General features: G+C 65.7%; 12 protein-coding genes. 8 read left to right on the top strand and 4 right to left on the bottom strand.

Annotation, left to right across the window (positions count from 1 at the left end; translation table 11 throughout):
- Positions 1-10 precede the first annotated feature (10 nt).
- The 4 genes from P5205_13550 (at position 11) to P5205_13565 (ending at position 6,958) form a co-directional block, all read left to right on the top strand.
- On the top strand, positions 11-763 hold the full coding sequence (locus tag P5205_13550; GenBank protein HSA11387.1) for a prepilin-type N-terminal cleavage/methylation domain-containing protein: 753 nt from the start codon (positions 11-13) through the stop codon (positions 761-763).
- 81 nt (positions 764-844) lie between these two features.
- On the top strand, positions 845-3,802 hold the full coding sequence (locus tag P5205_13555) for a sulfatase-like hydrolase/transferase (protein HSA11388.1): 2,958 nt from the start codon (positions 845-847) through the stop codon (positions 3,800-3,802).
- On the top strand, positions 3,799-5,229 hold the full coding sequence (locus P5205_13560; protein ID HSA11389.1) for a sulfatase: 1,431 nt from the start codon (positions 3,799-3,801) through the stop codon (positions 5,227-5,229). Before P5205_13555 ends, P5205_13560 begins: the two co-directional genes overlap by 4 nt.
- 7 nt (positions 5,230-5,236) lie before the next feature.
- Complete coding sequence (locus tag P5205_13565) at positions 5,237-6,958, top strand: arylsulfatase (protein ID HSA11390.1); 1,722 nt, start codon at positions 5,237-5,239, stop codon at positions 6,956-6,958.
- Between the two features lie 74 nt (positions 6,959-7,032).
- Here the strand turns inward: P5205_13565 and P5205_13570 are convergent, their stop codons facing one another.
- The 4 genes from P5205_13570 to grpE form a co-directional block, all read right to left on the bottom strand.
- Positions 7,033-8,457: a sugar MFS transporter gene (locus P5205_13570; GenBank protein HSA11391.1), complete on the bottom strand. Its 1,425-nt coding sequence runs from the start codon at positions 8,455-8,457 to the stop codon at positions 7,033-7,035.
- Positions 8,458-8,622: 165 nt separating this feature from the next.
- Positions 8,623-8,835 carry a hypothetical protein gene (locus P5205_13575; protein ID HSA11392.1) on the bottom strand — a complete coding sequence of 71 codons (213 nt, stop codon included), beginning with the start codon at positions 8,833-8,835 and terminating at the stop codon, positions 8,623-8,625.
- Positions 8,836-8,841: 6 nt separating this feature from the next.
- On the bottom strand, positions 8,842-9,870 hold the full coding sequence (locus P5205_13580; GenBank protein ID HSA11393.1) for an SPFH domain-containing protein: 1,029 nt from the start codon (positions 9,868-9,870) through the stop codon (positions 8,842-8,844).
- 511 nt (positions 9,871-10,381) lie between these two features.
- A complete protein-coding gene (gene grpE, locus P5205_13585) occupies positions 10,382-11,245 on the bottom strand; it encodes a nucleotide exchange factor GrpE (GenBank protein HSA11394.1) in 864 nt (287 codons plus the stop codon).
- Positions 11,246-11,356: 111 nt separating this feature from the next.
- On the opposite strand from grpE, the gene P5205_13590 reads away from it, so the two are divergent.
- The 4 genes from P5205_13590 (at position 11,357) to P5205_13605 (ending at position 18,591) form a co-directional block, all read left to right on the top strand.
- On the top strand, positions 11,357-12,247 hold the full coding sequence (locus P5205_13590) for a diacylglycerol kinase family lipid kinase (GenBank protein HSA11395.1): 891 nt from the start codon (positions 11,357-11,359) through the stop codon (positions 12,245-12,247).
- Positions 12,248-12,331: 84 nt separating this feature from the next.
- A complete protein-coding gene (locus P5205_13595) occupies positions 12,332-15,205 on the top strand; it encodes a malectin domain-containing carbohydrate-binding protein (protein ID HSA11396.1) in 2,874 nt (957 codons plus the stop codon).
- Between the two features lie 447 nt (positions 15,206-15,652).
- On the top strand, positions 15,653-16,363 hold the full coding sequence (radC, locus tag P5205_13600; GenBank protein HSA11397.1) for a DNA repair protein RadC: 711 nt from the start codon (positions 15,653-15,655) through the stop codon (positions 16,361-16,363).
- 431 nt (positions 16,364-16,794) lie between these two features.
- Entirely contained in the window at positions 16,795-18,591 is a 1,797-nt protein-coding gene (locus tag P5205_13605; GenBank protein HSA11398.1) for a hypothetical protein, read from the top strand.
- The last annotated feature ends 225 nt before the right edge of the window (positions 18,592-18,816 follow it).

Consider the following 18,816-nt stretch of genomic DNA (forward strand, 5'->3'; position numbering starts at 1 on the left):
CTTAGAAACCATGAGTCATTCCTCGACAAGACACCGGTTCCAGAGAAAGGGACGGCGCGCGGCCTTCACCCTGATCGAATTGCTGGTGGTCATCGCCATCATCGCCATCCTGGCCGCGCTGTTGCTGCCCGCCCTGGCGCGCGCGAAGGCCAAGGCCCAGACCGCCAATTGCATCAGCAACCAGCGGCAGGTTGCCTTGTCCTTCACCATGTGGGGTGACGACAACAACGACGGCAAGTATCCCTGGAGCGCCGGGCCGGGGAAGATCGGGCCCGACCCCCTCCGGACCAATTGGTTTGCCTTGCAGCCGTATTTGAAGAATCCCAGGGTGCTGACCTGTCCGGCTGACAGGCAGCGCAGCCCCCTGACGGATTGGAACCCACTCAGCGTCGTCTGGGACTTCCGCACCAACCTCAGTTACATGTTTTGCATTGATGCGTTGCCCACGCGTCCGCAGGCCATTCTGCTGGGCGACAACTATCTTTCCAGCGATCACCCGGCCAACAAGACTCTCGCGCTGCCCGACAATCCTGCCAGCGGTTCGCGCCATTCTTTCAGCCGCGCCGTGCTCATCCGCCGCGGATGGTTGGATAAGACCCGGCACCAGGGGCAGGGGATCCTCAGCTTCTGCGATGGGAGCGTCAGCTCGTTGAAGACCCCCAAGCTGCAGATCCAGTTGCGAGTCATGTTTGATGCGTATCTGCCCGGTGCGACGGACAACTTGAAATTCATGCTGCCTCAGTACACGAAGGTGCAGTATTAACGCCCTGCCCGCACGGGTCTGAAGCGCCCTGGTTCGTCACAATCGCATGCCAGCAAGCCACCCACACCCGGGCGGATGCCTGTGAACCCAATCTTCAGGCTCTCGGCCCTGTTCTGCTGGGTGGCCTGCCTGGGCCTCGCAGATGCCGCATGCGCTGCCATTGCGCAGGCTCCGCGGCCCAATTTCATCTTCGTGCTCATTGATGACATGGGCTATGCGGATCTGTCCTGCTACGGCCAAACACAAGTCGAGACGCCGCACCTCGATCGCCTGGCCCGGGAAGGCATCCGGTTCACCCAGTTTTACGTCAACGCGCCCATTTGCTCTCCCTCCCGCACGGCCTTTACGACGGGCCAGTATCCCGCGCGCTGGCGAATCACCTCCTTCCTCGCCTCCCGGGCGGAAAACGACCGCCGCGGCATGGCCCAGTGGCTCGACCCGAAAGCTCCCACCCTGGCTCGCACGCTCCAGCAAGCCGGCTATGCCACCGGGCACTTCGGCAAGTGGCACATGGGCGGCCAGCGGGATGTCGGCGAGGCTCCCCTTATCACCGAATATGGCTTCGACCAGTCGCTAACTCAGTTTGAGGGCCTGGGCGAGCGCATCCTGCCGTTGGGCGATGCCTTCGACGGCCAGCCGCCGCGCCGCCACGCCCTGGGCAGTGACCAGCTCGGGCGGGGTCCCATTCAGTGGATGGACCGGTCGCAGATCACCGGCGCATTTGTCGCCCGGGCGCTGGAGTTCATCCGGCAGGCTGAGCAGGCTGGCAAACCCTTCTACGTCAATGTGTGGCCCGACGATGTCCATTCGCCGTTTTATCCCCCCAAGGCGCTTCGGGGAGATGGCAGCAAGCGGGAGCTGTATCTCGGGGTGGTCAAAGCGATGGACCGGCAGTTGGCGCCGTTGTTCGATTACGTCCGCCAGCAACCGGCGCTGCGCACCAATACCGTGGTCCTGGTGGCCAGCGACAACGGCCCGGAGCCCGGCGCCGGCTCGGCAGGGTCGTTCCGCGGGCACAAAGGAACTTTGTATGAAGGCGGCATCCGGGAACCTTTCATCGTGTGGTCCCCGGGGCTGGTGGAGGAATCCGCTCGCGGAACGGTTAATGCGGCCACCGTGGTATCCGCCGTGGATGTGTTCCCTTCGGTGGCGCGCCTCGCGGGGCTTGCGCTGCCGGCGGGGATCGCGTTCGATGGCGAGGACCTGAGCCGCGTCCTGCTTGGCAAGTCCTCCGGCCCGCGGTCCAAACCCTTGTTCTGGAACCGCCCGCCGGATCGGCGCGGAGGCAATGGCGCGATTTTGCCCGACCTGGCCGCGCGCCAGGGAAACTGGAAGCTGCTCCTCGCACGGGATGGCACTGACCCGCAGCTCTACGATCTGGCGGAGGACCCGGGAGAAACCCGCAACCTGGCTGCGGCGCGTCCCGCAGTCGTCCGGAACCTGAGCCGGCCGCTGCTGGCCTGGTGGCGTTCGCTTCCCGGCGCGCGTGTCGCGCCCGCTCAGGCGCGAGCCCAAGGGCGGGTGTTTGCCAATCCGATTGCCGAGGGCGCAGATCCCTGGATGATCCAGCATGGCACCAACTACGTCACCTGCTTGTCCGAGGCCAACCGCGGCATTGCGCTCTACTGCTCCGACCGCCTGACCGCGCTGGGCGCGAAGCATGTCATCTGGCAGGCTCCCGACGAGGGACCGTGCTCGCGCGAGGTGTGGGCGCCCGAGATCCATTTCCTGGATGCCCGCTGGCACGTTTACTTCGCCGCGTCCGACGGCCAAAACCGCAATCATCGCATGTGGGCCTTGCGGTCCGAAAGTCCTGACCTGTTCGGAAAATACACTCTCCACGGACCGCTTTACACCGGGGACCATCCCGAGACCGGAGCGGACAATCGTTGGGCGATTGACGGCACCATCCTCGAGCAGGACGGCAAGCGCTGCTTTCTCTGGTCCGGCTGGGAGGATGCCCGGGACCAGCAATGGCTATACATCGCTCCGATGAGTGATCCGCTGGCCGTCGCCGGCAAACGTGTGCGGCTCTGCGCCAATGATGACTACCTGTGGGAACGGGTGGGTGAAACCGCCGCCGGCCGCGGCCTGCACGAGGCGCCGCAGGTGTTGCAGCGCAACGGCCGGACGTTCGTCATTTATTCGTGCAGCGCCTCCTGGCAGCCCAGTTACAAGCTCGGGTTGCTCGCCTTGCGCCCGGGCGGCAATCCGCTTGCGCCATCCGATTGGACCAAGCATCCCCAACCGGTCTTCCAGCCCAACGACACCACCTTCGGTGTGGGCCACCTCAGTTTCGTGAAGTCACCGGACGGCACCGAAGACTGGATGCTCTACCACGCCAAGATGGACCGGCGCGACGGCTGGCGGCGGGCCATCCACGCCCAGCCGTTCCGCTGGACAACCGGGGGACTGCCGGACTTCGGCTCGCCTCTGCCGACTTCAAGCCAGCTTCCGCTGCCAGCCGGCGAAAGGACTGTGGCGGCAACCGCGCCCTGGCGCTCGGCTCTGGGCTGCGAAGCCGACCTGGCCTGCTTCAACTACTTTGGCCACCACCAGTTCTGTCAGCTCAAGGAGGGACAGTTGCATCTGGGCATCGTTCCAGCCGAGCCGGTGAATGATTTCCGCGCCGGCGAAAAGCTGGTGCTTGCCAACCGTTACTGGCGCGACCTGGCCTGCTCGGTGCGGCTGAAAGTCCTTGACGGGGGACGCGACGCCGGCCTGCTGTTTCGCTGCTCCCTGCCCGCAGTTGGTTACGATTCCCAGGAGGGCTACTTCGCCGGGATCATACCGAACGCCCGGAAAGTCGTGCTCGGCAGCACCGATGGCGAGAGCTGGCGCGAACTCGGCCTGGCCGACGCAGATGTCCAGTCCGGCCGCGACCACTTGCTGAGCGTGACTGCCCGGGGTCCGGAGATCGTCCTCTCCCTGGACGGCAAAGAGGTGATGCGCAGAACCGATTCTGAACACCGCGGGGGCAGCGTCGGTTTGCGGGTCGTGGACACGCACGCCGCTTTCTCCGACCTGACCATACAATGAGCGTCCGGCGGGGTTTAAACTGGAGGGGGGCGGTCCGGCATACCCTGGCGCTGCTGCCCTTGGCCACCCTGCTGGTGCTCGGCTTGCCGGCTGCGGCCAAACCGAACATTGTCTTATTCGTGGCCGACGATCATACGGCGGCCGATTGCGGCGCCTGCGGCTCCGGGGAGGTTCGCACCCCGAACATTGACCGGCTGGCGCGTGAAGGCATGCTATTCCGCCGCGCCTTCGCCGGGTCGCCCACTTGCATGCCCTCGCGGGCGGTCCTCTACACCGGCCTGATGCCTTTCCGCAACGGCGCGCACGCCAATAACCTGGCAGGTCAATCTCAATGCCGGCCAGAAACCCGATCCCTGCCGCATTACTTGAAGGACCTTGGCTATCGGACGGCGCAAGCCGGCAAGACCCATTTCGGGCCCAAAGCCGTCTTTCCTTTCGAGCGCATCCAGAACTCCGAAGTGCCGGAACCGGGCTTTGAGAAGAACCCCGGCCTTCGTATGGACTTGAACATGACTGCCGTGGAGGAATGGCTGGGGAAGGCCTCGGACGGGCAGCCCTTCTGCCTCGTGGTCTGCGACCATAGTCCGCATGTCATTTGGCCGGAGAAAGCGAGCTATGAGCCGGCGGGCATCAGCGCGCCGCCCAACCACATTGACACGCCGGACCTGCGGAAGTCCCGCGCGCGTTATTACACCGACATTACGAAAATGGATGCGAACCTCGGCCGGTTGTTCGCCGGCCTCGCGCAACATGGTTTCGCGTCCAACACCATCTTCCTGTACTGCTCCGATCAGGGCGCCCAGTGGCCCTTCGCCAAATGGGGCCTCTACGACCAGGGGATTCGCGTGCCGTTCATCGCCCGCTGGCCGGGCAAGATCCAACCCGGCGCCCGCACCGACGCGATGGTCTCGCTGGCGGACGTGCTGCCGACCCTCATCGAGATCGCGGGCGGCCAGGCGCATGCCGTTTTGGATGGGAGAAGTTTCCTCCCGGTGCTCGAGGGCCGGACCAACGCGCACCGCGAGGTGATCTTCGCCACGCATTCGCAGGACATGGGCATGAATTTCTCCCCCATGCGCTGCGTGCGCACGGCGCGCTACAAATACATCTTCAACCTCTCGCCGGAGAACAAATACACGACGCACATGGACAAGGCCAAAGACCACGACGGCGGGCGGGAGTACTGGGATTCCTGGCTGCGCGCCGCCGAGGGCGATCGGCGCGCGGCTGCAGTGCTCCAGCGGTATCATTGGCGCCCGCGCGAAGAGTTGTTCGACACCCTTCTCGACCCATACGAAGTCAACAACCTGGCCGGCAACCCGGCTTACGCCGACCTGAAACGTGATTTGCACGAGCGCCTGGTTGCCTGGCGAGAACAGCAGAACGACCACAAGACCGGCCCCGATCCTGTGCCGGCAAAGAAGTAACGCCCTTATGAGACTTCCCGGTGAGCTCAGCCCAATCGCCGCCCTGCTCGCGATCTTCTGGACCGGTGTCGCGGCCGCCGCCGAGCGCCCCAACATTCTGCTGATCATGTCCGACGACATGGGCTTCTCGGACATCGGGTGTTACGGCGGCGAGATTCAGACGCCGAATCTCGATTCACTGGCCAGGGACGGGGTTCGATTCACACAATTCTACAACATGGGACGGTGCTGCCCCACCCGCGCTTCGTTGCTCACGGGGCTTTATCCCCACCAGGCCGGCGTGGGCCACATGACGCGCGACGCGGGCCACGAGGGTTACCGGGGTCAGCTCAACCATCGGAGCGCCACTATTGCCGAGGTGCTGCGTGGCGGAGGTTATCGCACCTATATGTGCGGCAAGTGGCATGTCACCCGCTTCGACGGGGCCAATGCCCCCAACAAATCCAGCTGGCCCGTGCAGCGCGGCTTCGACAAGTTCTACGGCACCATCCGGGGCGGCGGCAGCTTTTACGATCCGACCGGCCTCTGCCGCCAGAATACCTTCATCACGCCGGAGAACGATCCCGAATACAAACCGGCCAGGTTCTACTACACCGACGCCATCAGCGACAACGCAGTCCGGATGCTGGGTCAGCATGAGCAGGAGTCGCCCGGCAAGCCCTTCTTCATGTATGTCGCGTACACGGCGGCCCACTGGCCCATGCACGCGCTGGAGAAGGACATCGCCAAGTACCAAGGCAAATTCGATGGCGGCTACGGGCCGATTCGCAAAACGCGTCTCGAACGCCTCAGGAAGATGGGCCTGGTGGAGCCACAATGGGACCTCGCGCCCCAGGCGGGAGACTGGTCCAAGGTCGAGGACAAGGCCTGGGAAGCCCGCTGCATGGAGGTCTACGCGGCGATGGTGGATTGCCTGGACCAGGGCATCGGCCGCATCGTGGCCCAGTTGAAACAGTCCGGGCGCCTTGATAACACCTTGATCTTCTTCCTGCAGGACAACGGCGGTTGCGCCGAGTTGATGGGCCGCACTGTGCCCACCGACCAGCCGACCACCGCCTGCAAGCCGATGGCGCCGGATGAGCTCCAGCACCGGACCTGGCCGCCGATGCAAACCCGCGATGGCCGCTGGCTGCGGCGCGGCCCTGGCGTGATGCCCGGACCGGAGGACACTTATGTTGGATATGGCCAGGATTGGGCCAACGTTTCCAACACGCCCTTCCGCGAATACAAGCATTGGGTGCATGAGGGCGGCATCAGCACTCCTTTGATCGCGCATTGGCCGGCCGGTATTCCCCGGAAACGCCGGGGCGAACTGGAGCCCCAACCCGGCCACCTGATTGACATCATGGCGACCTGCGTTGATGTGGCCGGGGCAGTATATCCCACCGAGTTGAACGGACGGAAGATTCAGCCGCTCGAAGGGGTGACGCTTCGGCCGGCGTTTGCGGGGCGATCGCTCAAACGCCCGGGACCCATCTTCTGGGAACATGAAAACAACCGCGCGGTGCGCCAGGGCAAATGGAAGCTCGTCGCCAAGGCCGGCCAGCCGTGGGAGTTGTACAACATGAAGAAGGATCGCACCGAAATGCACGACCTGGCCTCCAGCCAACCCGGGATGGTCGCCGAGCTTTCCGCCCAATGGGACGCCTGGGCCAGGCGCGCGAATGTGTTGCCGCTCGGCGGCTGGCGCGACCCTGCGCCCCGCGCCAAGGCAGGCAAACAAGAATGACCGCTGCCCGCCGGCGCGGGCCTGTCGAATCTCCACTTTCCGCAAGGCTTGAGCCTCCTGGCGGGCGTGCTGCGCTACCCCTGACCCGGTTGGACATTCCGGCCAATGCGATGCCCCTTCCAGCCGTAAAACGCCACGTAGGCATAGGCAATCAGCGGGACGATGAAGGAGAATTGCAGGCTCTGGGTAACGTCGGCGATGCGCCCCTGAACGGGGGGCAAAACGGCCCCGCCGAGAATGGCCATGACCAGCAGCGACGAGGCCTGGCTCTTGTAAATGCCGACGCCTTCGATCGCCAGCGCGAAGGTGTTGGACCAGCCGATCGAGGTAAACAGACCCACCCCCACTACGCACCACATGGCGAGTCTGCCGCCGCCGATGATGGCGGTCGCCAACAGCGCGACGACCATCGCCGAGAACATCATCAGCGTGCGGCCGGCCAGGGATTTGCCGAGCTGGAACAGCAGCCAGCACAGCGCGAGGAACGGCAGGTACATCCGCACCACGGCCCAGCCGCGCAGGGCCCACAGGACGAGGAAGCCCGCCAGCGGCAATGCGGCCAGCCAAAGCTGTTTGTTGCGGGGCCGCATGTCGCTCAGCTCAACGGCGCCCATGAACCGCCCGATCAGCATGCCGCCCCAGTATAGCGACACATACTTGCTCGCCTCCAGTTCCGGCAGCCCGGCGATGCCTGGTTGGCCGAGGAAGTTGATGATCACGCTGCCGACCGCAACTTCGCCACCCACATACATGAAGATCGCCATCACGCCGAGCACCACATGCGGATACTTCAGCGCGCCGACGCCGCGCTCGATCCTGCCCTCGCCCACATGCGGCAGGTGAATGAACCAGAACGCCGCCGCCAGCAGCAGGAACACGATGCAAAACCACAAGTAAGGCATCCGGACCGACTCGGCCCCATGCGCGCCGGTCCGGGCGAAATACTTGAAGATGAGATAGCCGCCGATCAGCGGGCCGGTGGTGGTGCCGACCGAGTTGAACGCCTGCGCCAGGTTCAACCGGCTCGAAGCGGTCCGCTCGGGGCCGAGTATCGTCACGTAAGGATTGGCGGCGATCTGCAGCAAGGCGAAGCCGATGCCCACGACAAACAGCGCGAGCAGGAACAACGGATAGGCACGGGCGCTGGCGGCCGGCCAGAACAGCGCGCTGCCGCCCGCCGAGATCAGCAAGCCCAGCACCACGCCGTTCTTGTAGCCCATCCGCGCGATAGGGTCGCCGGTGAAGGCGGAGGTCAGGAAATAGAACAGCGCCCCGGTGAAGTAGGCCCCGAAGAAGGCGAACTGCACCAGCATCGCCTGGAAGTAGTTCAGCTCGAAGGCCGACTTGAACCGCGGGATGAGGATGTCGTTGAACACGGTCATGAATCCCCACATGAAGAAAAGGATGGTCATGATCGCGAACGGCCCGCGATAGGTCGGGCCGCTGGCCGGCTGGGAAATCGGCGCCGCCGAACCGGCGGAGGTGCCACTGTTCGCCATAGCGGGGTTCCTTAGAACACGAATCTGCGCTCGTGTCCAGCACCCATCTCGAGCGCCGGCCGGCGCCGGGCGCGCAACTCGGCGGTGCCGCAGCCGCCTGAATGTCGCGCGCCGCGGTCGCTGCGCGGCATCGGCGCTCGCCGGTCTTTGATCCGAACGCGCCGCCTATCCCGCAGGCCCGCTTCCGCCGCCTTCCGGCGGCGCGGCCGAGGGTGCGCTCGCCGGCCGGCTCGCGGAATGCTTGCGCTTCTGCAGGGCCTGCCGGAGCAGGTACTCGATCTGGCCGTTGACGCTGCGCAGCTCGGCCTGTGCCCAGGCCTCCAGCTCGGCCCAAAGCGCCGGGTCAATCCGCAGCAGAAACGGTTTGCGCTGGCCCATGCCGGATCACGTGTAGAGGGTGCCGGTGTTCAGCACGGGATGCACCTCGGACTCGCCGCACAGCACCACCATCAGGTTGCTGACCATGGCCGCCCTTCGCTCATCGTCCAGTTGCACCACGTGCTTGTCGGCCAGTTCCTTCAACGCCATGTCCACCATGCTTACCGCGCCCTGGACGATCTTCTGCCGTGCCGCGATCACCGCCTCGGCCTGCTGCCGGCGCAGCATCGCCTGCGCGATCTCCGGCGCGTACGCCAGGTGGGTCAGCCGGGTCTCCTCAACCACCACCCCCGCCTTGGCGAGCCGCTCCTGGAGTTCCTTCCGCAGCGCCTGGGAAACTTCCTCGACGCCGCTCCGCAATGTCGTCTCGTTGTCCTCGCCATGATCGTAGCTGTAGCAGCTGGCCAGATGCCGCAAGGCGGACTCGCTCTGCGTCTCGACATACTTCTCGTAATCATCCACGTCGAACGCGGCCTGCGCGGTGTCCTGCACCCGCCAGATCACAATTGCGGCGATCTCGACCGGATTGCCGCGCTTGTCATTGACCTTGAGCCGTTCGCCGTTCAGTGTGCGCGCCCGGAGCGACATCTTGTGCCGGGATGGCGCCTTGGCGGCCCCGGAGCGCGCTCCCCCCTGCCGTCCCCCTGGCACGCCGCCCAGCTTGCCTTCCCCCGCCGACACTTGCAGTGCCGCCACGTTTTGGCGGCCGCCATTGGAGTAAAACGGGTTCCCCCACCAGAAACCGCTGGCTCGAACTGTACCCTTGTATTCCCCGAACAGGATCAACACCCGTGCCTCGTTCGGCTGCAGAGTGAAAAGCCCCACGGCGAAGATGATCCCGGCGATCTCCATCAATATCCCGAGTGCAAAGAGCGCCCACAAAGGATGCCCGACAGTGTTCGCGCCCGCTGCGATCGAGTAAATAAACACTGCCGGCCCGCCGATTATCAGCAGCAGCACCACGGGAAGCATCACCCACCCGCTGAGAAGCTTGACCGTTCGTTCACGATTAATCGAAGTGACTTCTGCATTCATGTATTGCCTTTCGTTTGTTCTTTTCCAGGTAGCATTGTGCTATCTTTATGATATCATACTGCTATCGCATCGCTTCGCAAGCGGAAAATGTAAGGAAATAGCCAGCCAGCCTGACGGTCCTCCAAGGCGAAGTTGGCCTGATTACCGCAGGATTCCAGCAGAATCCTCTATTCCTGGACCGCATAGCCACCCCGGTGAGGCAACGCTGTGACACCCGTTATTGCCCCGTGTGTATCCCATGGGGCCCGACCCCCATGGGAACCACACCGTGTCCCCGCCGGATTGGCACCGTCCCATCGCCGTATTTGGCGCTGGGGCAGGGTGCCTCAGGCGTGGGGGACGGATGGGGCCAATCGTTGGGGTGGCTGTTGGTGGGCGTGGCCGGGTAAACCCTGCTTGCCGCCCATATCTTGAGCCCACCTGCCCGGTGAAACGATGCTAACCGATACGGGTCAGGTTGGAACCCGCGCTCTGGGCAGGCAATACGTCAGTGGATTTGCGAAATCACCCGCTAAGGCGATTTCGACTCCGACGCGTCCAGCGGCAAGCTGCTCTGTTGGCCGTCCTGAACGTTGGGCGTGCCCGGGGCGCCCGGCGCCGCCTCCCCGCGCAGGCGCACCAGCGCGGGTCGAAGGAGCTGGCCCTGGAACGTGTATCCAGTTGCGAGAGTCTCGGCGATAACGGCGTCGGCGGGCGGCGGGGCGCCGTTCCCGGCCCGTTGATGGCGCCTGGCGTCGAACGGCTCCGACTCGCTGGCCGTGAACGGGGTCAGCCCGATGCGCCGCGCGGCGTCCCGGCAGGCGTTCTGGAAGTTGCCCAATTGCTCGATCAGGTTCGGCTGGCCGGACCTGACGGCGCCGAGGTGCAGCGCATACACGTGGTCGAGCACGCGCACCAACACCTGCAGCCACTCGCTCTCCGCGCGGCGCAACTTCTCGACCTCGAGCCGCAGGTTCGCCCGCTCGCTGTCGTTGGCCCGCTGCATGAACTCCGTGAACGCGCGCGCTTCGGTGGTCAGCCGCTCGGCGATCTCCCCGGCGGCCCGGGAGGTCTTGTCGGCGGCGTCCTGCGCATCCTGCCATCGGCTGGTGGCGCCGCTGATCTGGGCGGCGATGCCCTCCAGGTCCTTCAGTTGGGAAACCACGCTGGTCAGCGCGTTCGCCTCGGTCACTTTGATCAGCGCGTCATATTCGATCAGGAAGGGCACGATGCCCAGCACCGCGCCGCCCGCCACGCACAGGACCACAAACGCCATCTCCCAGCGCCCCAGCGCGAAGTTGCACTGCCAGGCGATGAAAAAGGCCATTCCCAGCAGCAGGGCGTCCCCCAGCAAGAAGGGCCACTTGGACAGCTTCGGCGCAATCGAGTCGCTCATTGCCGCATGGTTTAGAGCAAACGCGCCTCAACTTCAAGACCGGTTGTAATAACCGGGTCGGCGACCCCTTTCTGCTCGACTCCCGGCCCGGACACCCCCAAACAATGGGGCGTGCGGACGTGCGTCATCTTCAACCCGGTTGCTCGCGGAGAAAAGGCCCGGCGTTTCCGGCGCCACCTCGATGCCATTGGCGGCGAATGCGCGCTCAAACTGACGGCTGCCGCCGGCGACGCCCGCCGCCTGGCCGCTGAGGCCGTCGGCGAAGGCTTCGACACCATCGTCGCCGCCGGCGGCGACGGCACGCTCAACGAAGTGATCAACGGCATGAGCGACGCGCCGGACGGCTTCACGCGCGCCCGCCTGGGCCTGCTGCCGCTCGGCACGGTGAATGTGTTCGCCCGCGAACTGGCCCTGCCGACCCGGCTGGAGGCCGCCTGGGCCGCCGTCCGCCAGGGACGCGAAACGCGCATTGACCTGCCCTGCGTGGAGCACGGTGCCAGCGGCACCCGGCAGCGCCGCTGCTTCGCGCAGTTGGCCGGCGCCGGGCTCGACGCGCGCGCCATCGAACTGGTCCAATGGCAGTTGAAGAAGAAGATCGGGCCCCTGGCTTACGTCGTGGCTGGCCTCAAAGCCCTGGCCGGCGCCCAGCCCAAAATCACTGCCGCCGGCGGCGGGCATTCCGTCACGGGCGAACTGGTGCTGATCGGCAACGGGCGTCTCTACGGCGGGCCGTACAGAATATTCCCGACCGCCGATCTGCGCGACGGACTGCTCGAGGTATGCGTCTTTCCGCGGGCAAACTGGTTCACGCTGGCCCGCTGTGGTCCCGGCCTGCTGCTCCGCAACAAGCTGCCGGCCTCGGCCGTGAAGTCGTTTCAGGCCGAATCCCTTGCCCTCTCCAGCCCCAACCCGGCCCCGCTGGAAGCCGATGGCGAACTCATCGGCCACTTGCCCGCATCCTTCTCCCTCCGGCGTTCCTGCCTCCGCGTCATCATTCCCTGATCGCGCGGCGGAAAGCAGCCTGTCATCCCTTCGCGCGGGTCGAATCTCCTTTCCGCCAATGCCGGCCCCATATAGCCTGCTTCAATGCGCTCGATGCGTCTTGAACGGTTTGCGTGTGCCATCCTGCTTTGCGGATTGTGCCTGCCCGCGCCCGCCCAATCCCTCAGCGGCAGCAAGCTCAGCGCTCATCTCATCAACGCCTGCACGCCGGGTTCCTCGATCATTATCGCCGGCAAGCCGCGCGTGCTCAAGGTCCTGGCGCTGGACTCCGGCTTCCCCTCGGGCATGGTCCAGGCCATGCGCGACTACAAGGCCAGCGCGCCCGCCGGCAAAGTCGTCGTGCGCGTTTACACCCCCAAGTCTTACTCCCTCGCCAATGACGCCACCGCCAGCGCGCTGGACTTCTGGACGACCGTCCTCCAGCCCTCGCTCAACAGCATCTCGGCCTCCGACCGCGCCCTGATTGACTACCTGGAAGGCCCGAACGAGGGCGACACTCCGACCCTCGGCTACCCGACCTCCCCCGCCGGCGCCGCCTCGCACTGGTTCAACCAGTTCTGGACCAACCTCACCCCGCTCATCGTCAGCGCCGGTTACAAACCCTGCGTCGGCAGCATCGCCGTCGGCAACCCCGGCAGCCTTGCCGATCTTGACCCCTTCGTCCCCGCCTTGCGCCAGGCTCAAGCGGCGGGCGGCGCGTGGAGCTACCACGCCTACACCATCCAATACACCACGGACGCCGGCGTCGAACACTGGTATTCCCTGCGCTACCGGCAGTTCTACTCCTACTTCGCCCAGCAAGGCTACTCGGACCTGCTGAACCTGCCGCTCATCCTGACCGAGGGCGGCGTGGATCAATCCGGCACGCCGGCCACGTCCGGCTGGCAGGCCCGCGGCACCGCCGCGCAATACGAGCGCTGGCTCAATTGGTTCGACCGCCAGATGAGCCAGGATTCCTGCGTGCTCGGCTGCACGCTCTTTCAGAATGGCGATCCCGCGGGCTGGTCCTCCTTCGACCTGGAACCCATCGCCGGCTGGTTCGGGAACTACCTGGCTGGCCCGTCCACCTGGCCGTCGCCTCCCGCGGGCGTTGCCGCCGCCGCCGCCGGCGGCGCCGTGCTGCTCACCTGGACCAACGCCCCGCTCACGCCGGTCGCCTATGCCGTCAAGCGCGCCACCAACAGCGGCGGCCCTTACACCCTGCTCGGCCAGAATCTCACCGAAGGCATGCCGCTGACCGCCTTCACCGACGACGCTCCGGTGCATGGCGCCACCAACTACTATGTCGTCACCGCCGTGAACGCGGTCGCGGAGAGCGACAACTCGGTTGAAGTGCCCGTCGGCATCGGCCTGTTCGCCGCGGCCCCGGCCGCGCCGTCGGCACTCACCGCTGCGGCCGGCCCTGGAAACATCACCCTCAACTGGACCGCCCCCGCCAACGCGGCCAGCTTCAACGTCAAGCGCTCTACCACCAGCGACGGCGCCTATACCGTGATCGCCGGCAACGTCTCCGCACCGCCCTTTTACGACACCTCCTGTGCCGTCGGCACGCCCTATTACTACTATGTCTCCGCGGTGAACAACGCCGGCGAAAGCACCGACTCCAACCAGGCCGTTGCCACTCCCACCAACGCCTTGCCCGACGTTGTCGTCACTGCCATCGCCTGGACCCCCGCCGCCTTCTACCCGGGCAACAACGTCCTGTTCACCGCCACCGTCAAAAACCAAGGCAGCGCCCCGGCCCCCGGCAATGGCGAGACCATCGGCATCGGCTTCAATGTGGACGGCGTCGGCGGCTTCTGGTCGGGCGGCTACACCGGCCCGCTCGCGCCCGGCGCCTCGGTCAACCTCGCCGCCAGCGGCGGCAGCAACGGCGGCTACTGGCCCGCCACGCCCGGCGCCCACACCGTCACCGCCCATGTGGACGACATCAACCGCTTCCCCGAAGGCAGCGAGGACAACAACCTGTTCACCGCCGCCTTCGAGACTTCCATCTCGAACTACTCCTTCAACTGCGGCGGCCCGGCCGTGGGCGGTTTCAACCCCGATGCCCCTTACACCTCTTCCCTCAGCACCCGCGCCGTCACCAACGCCATTGACCTGAGCGCCGCCACGTATCCCGCCCCGCAGGCCGTGTATCAAAGCGAGCGCTGGCGCGGTTTCACCACCATCCTGCCCGGGCTGCTGCCCGGCAAACTCTACAAGGCGCGCCTCCACTTTGCCGAAATCTCTCCCTCCGTGACCGCCCCCGGCGACCGCCAATTCAACGTCGCCCTCAACGGCGTCCAGGTCCTCGCCAACTTCGACGTCCTCGCCGCCGCCGGCGCCAAGTTCCGCGCCACCACCCGCCAGTTCAACGTGGCGGCCGATAGCGCGGGCCGCATCACCCTGCAATTCTCCCGCGGCGCCGCCTTCGAGCCAGCCTGCTCCGGCCTTGAAATCTTCCCCTACACCAACACCGCCCCAATCCTCGCCGCCATCCCCAACCGCACTGTCAACGCCGGCGGCTTCCTCACCTTCACCAACACTGCCGCCGACGCCGACCTGCCGCCGGACATCCTCACCTTCAGCCTCCTCGCCGGCCCCGCCGGCGCCGCCCTCTCCGCCGATGGCGTGTTCTCCTGGACCGCCCCGCAGCTCTCCACGCCTCAGACCAACAACGCCGCGATTCGTGTCACCGACAACGGCACGCCGCCGCTGGCTGCCGCCCGGGCCTTCAAAATCGTGGTCATCCCGCCGCCCAGGTTCGCCTCCTGCCTGCTGAGCAACCTCGCCCCGGTCCTGACCTGGAGCACCTACCCCGGCCGCACCTACCGCCTCCTGTACAAGGACGACCTCAGCGCCCCCGCCTGGACGCCGCTGGGCCTCGACACCGTCGCCTCGGATTCCCTGCTCTCCGGCACCGACACCAACGCCGCCGGAAGCCAGCGGTTCTACCGGGTATTGCAGCTCAATTGAGGGCGGGAACGGGGGATGATGAAGCGAAGGAGTGTCGGTCTCCTGCCACGCCGCATCACTCCACCACCCCATTCCTCGGTCCTGGCCGCGGACGCTTTGTCGACTTCCTTTTGGTTCTTGACGGAATTCCGGGGAGTAGCAACGGGCGAGGCAGAACGCCAACGGCGTTCGATCAATCAGCCCAGGGTTGCGCGAAGGCGCTACCCTGGATTTCCGGCGCGAGAGACGTCAGCCCTGAAAGGGTTGCATCCTCTCGACCCCGAACAGGCGATCCCGGGGGCGATCCAACTCTTGCAGGGTTGTTCGTCTCCTCGGTCCCACCCAGGGTAGCGCGTTCGCGCAACCCTGGGCTGCTGGACTGGAACGCCGTTGGCGTTCCCCGCATATCCGTGATAAACCTCCTTTTTTTCGTGCCTTTTCCTCCGCCGGCCATAAAGTCTCCCCCCCATGATCGGCTCACGCATCAAGGACCAACCCGCCAGCGAACGCCCCCGCGAGCGGCTCGCCGCCCTCGGCGCCGACTCCCTCAGCCCCGCCGAGCTGGTCGCCATTCTCCTGCGCACTGGCCTCAAGGGCGCCAACGCCGTGGACGTCGGCAAAGAACTGCTCAGCAAACACGGCTCGCTCCAGGCCCTCGCCCGCGCCTCGCTCGAAGACCTGCAGACCGTCAAAGGCATCGGCCGCGACAAGGCCGTCACCCTCGCCGCCGCCTTCGCCCTCGCCCGCCAGATGGCCGCCGACCTCCGCCGCGAAGCCCCCGTCCTGGACACCCCCGAAGCCGTCGCCAACCTCATGCGCGAGGATGCCCGCCTGCGCTCCGTCGAGACCTTCCATGTCCTCCTGCTCAACACCCGCCGCCGCCTGATTAGCGTCGTGAAGATCTCCGACGGCACCCTCGACACCATCCTCGTCCACCCGCGCGACGTCTTCAAAGCCGCCATCGCCGCCAACGCCGCCGCCATCGTCCTGCTCCACAACCATCCCTCCGGCGAAGCCACCCCCTCCGAAGCCGACATCAAAGTCACCCGCGACCTCATCCGGGCCGGCCAACTGCTCAAGATCGAAGTCCTCGACCACGTCATCCTCGGCCGCGCCACCCAGGACCGGCCCAAAGACTACATGTCCCTCCGGGAACTGGGCTACTTTGCCGGCTCTTGAGCCGCCCCGGGGAGAGGGTGCCCGGCCCGTCCGTCGCTCGCAATGCCTGAACGACTTGACTGGCCGCAGCGCGGCCAATGGTCCTCCCTCTCCCCAAGGGCTGGGCATCAACCACAACTTGAGGCCGCACATCCGTGAATCCCAAAGGGATGAATGACCATAGCCCAACGTTTCAACGTTGGGTGGCCGACGCGCAATGAATCCCAGTCCCGCAGGGACGGCTGAACGGGAACGGAGGCCTTCACCCTTCAGCCGTCCCTTCGGGAGTGGCCTGCGACGATGTTTAAATATGCGCGCAATGCTCAGCCACGGGAGAGGCCGTCCGTCGCTCCGGTCCGATTCCGACTCTGTCACTCGCCGTGATGATCCTCCATCCGTGGCTCGAGTTGCCCTTGCGCAACGCGAGGCGTTTTTGTAGAACCTCACCCGCTATGCGAATGAAGTGTCTTGGTTTGGGATCATTGGCCGCGCTCCTCCTTGTTTCGGGTGCCGGCTGCAAGAAGTCCCCCTCAGAAGCAGCCCGCCCCTCGGTTGCCAAAGCTCCGCCCGCGACCATCGCCCGGGTGCATTGGGTGGGCAAGCAGCATATCGTGACCGGGAAGAGCACCAATTACCTGGTCAACGCCTGGGCGCTGCCCAGAGCCGAGAGACTCGAAGCGCAGACGCTGGACAAGCTCGCGCTGGCGCTGACCGGCGAGCAGCCCGCCGGATTCACCAACATCCTGCTGGTGATCAGCAATCAACTAACGGTGGCTGGTTCCCCACCGGCCGGCACCAATCTCCCCACCCAGGTGGTGATCAGCAATCAGCCCGTCATTGCCAGCCACCAACTGGCCGGCAAGCTGCGCCCGTTGCTGCATGACCTGCTGCGGCAGGAGTGTTATGCGCAAATCCAGCACCAGCCAAATCAATCCGCCGAATTGGCCCTGGCGGTCCGGCTCGATGCCCCCCGCGCGGAACTCTGGTCCTCGAACCTCACCGCCGTATTGGGAGCCATGACCAACGCGCAATCCCTTCCCGCCCCCGCCGGCCGCCTTGCGTGGCGCCTGCCCCTCGCCCCGCCGCGCCCCTCGCGCCTCGACCTGGCCCGCGCCGGCGACTGGACGCTGCTGGGCTTGGCGGGCGAAACAAACGTCCTCCTGGCCGAACTGGCCCAGCGTGTTCTCACCGCACCCCCCGGGCTGCCCGCGACCAATAACTGGCTTGACGTGGACGTTGACCTGCGGCGGGTCTCCAGCGCCCTCTCGCTGGGCTGGAAGCTGCCGGACTCATGGCCGCGGGTCGCCGCGTCCTGGGCTGCAAAGGCCGGCTTCGTGCGGACGGCGGGCCAGTTGACATTCCCCCAGCCGCTTAACCTCCAGCTCGAACCGTGGAACATCCCCACCAACCTCATCCGCGAACCCCTGGTCAGCTTCGCCGCGATCCGGGGCGTCCGATCCTGGCTTGCCGGGCTAAGCTGGCTAAAGAAATTCCAAATCGAATCACCGCCCAACCAGTTTTGCGCCTGGGCCTCAACCGCTGCGCCCACGCCTTCCTTTGCCGCTGCGCCTCTGACCAACGCCGCCGCGTTGCTTCGGGCCATTGGCCCCCAAATCCAGGCCGAATACAACCCCTGGGTCACCAATAACGCCTTCGGGGCGCTCGAGTTCGCCAAGGAACCGCTGTGTCTTCGCTGGACGGGCATCCCCATGTTCTCGCCGATGCTGGAAGCCTACACCGCTTCCGGCGGGGATTTTCTGCTGGCCCGGCTCGGGCCGAAGCCGCCCGAAAAAAGCCCGCCCGCCCCAGCCGAGCTGTTCGCCCAGTTGACCACGCGAACCAACCTGGTTTACTACGATTGGGAAATCACTCCGGCCAAAGTCAATCATTGGGTCTATCTCGGCCAGACCGCCCGGCTGGCGCTCTACCTGCCGCAAATGCAGCCCAGCACTGCCGCCTATGGCTTGTTGCTCGAGGTTGGGCCCAGCCTGGGCAACTCGGGCACTGAAGTCATCCAGGACGGGCCCGCCAGCCTCAGCTTTCTGCGCAACTCGCAGCTGGGATTCACAGGGAGCGAACTGCACCTGTTGGCCGACTGGCTGGAGTCCCCCGCCTTCCCTCGTGGATTCCGCAGTCTCCTCGCCCCGAAGCCCCAGAAAGTCCGCCGCGGCAAGCTGGGCACCAATGCCATTCCAGCCAGGGCCATGGCGCCGCAACGCCCCGCCAACGCGCCTGCGCCTCCGCGGTGACCCGCCATTCCGTGAACGGCTCGGCTGCCTCGCCTCCTGTTGAGCCGCCCGGGGCTGCCCCACCAGGCCATCTGTTATTTCCCAGCCAGCCGGCCGCCCGTTGGCAGGTGCTGGCCGTCCCCCCGGCCGTCTCCCGGCCGTCTAGTGGCCATCCAGTGGCCATCCAGTGGCCGTCCTCCCTCCGTATCCTAACCGTATCCACACCAGATACACACCGTAGGTACA

It is taken from the genome of Candidatus Paceibacterota bacterium, from assembly GCA_035452965.1.
Lineage (GTDB): Bacteria > Verrucomicrobiota > Verrucomicrobiia > Limisphaerales > UBA8199 > UBA8199.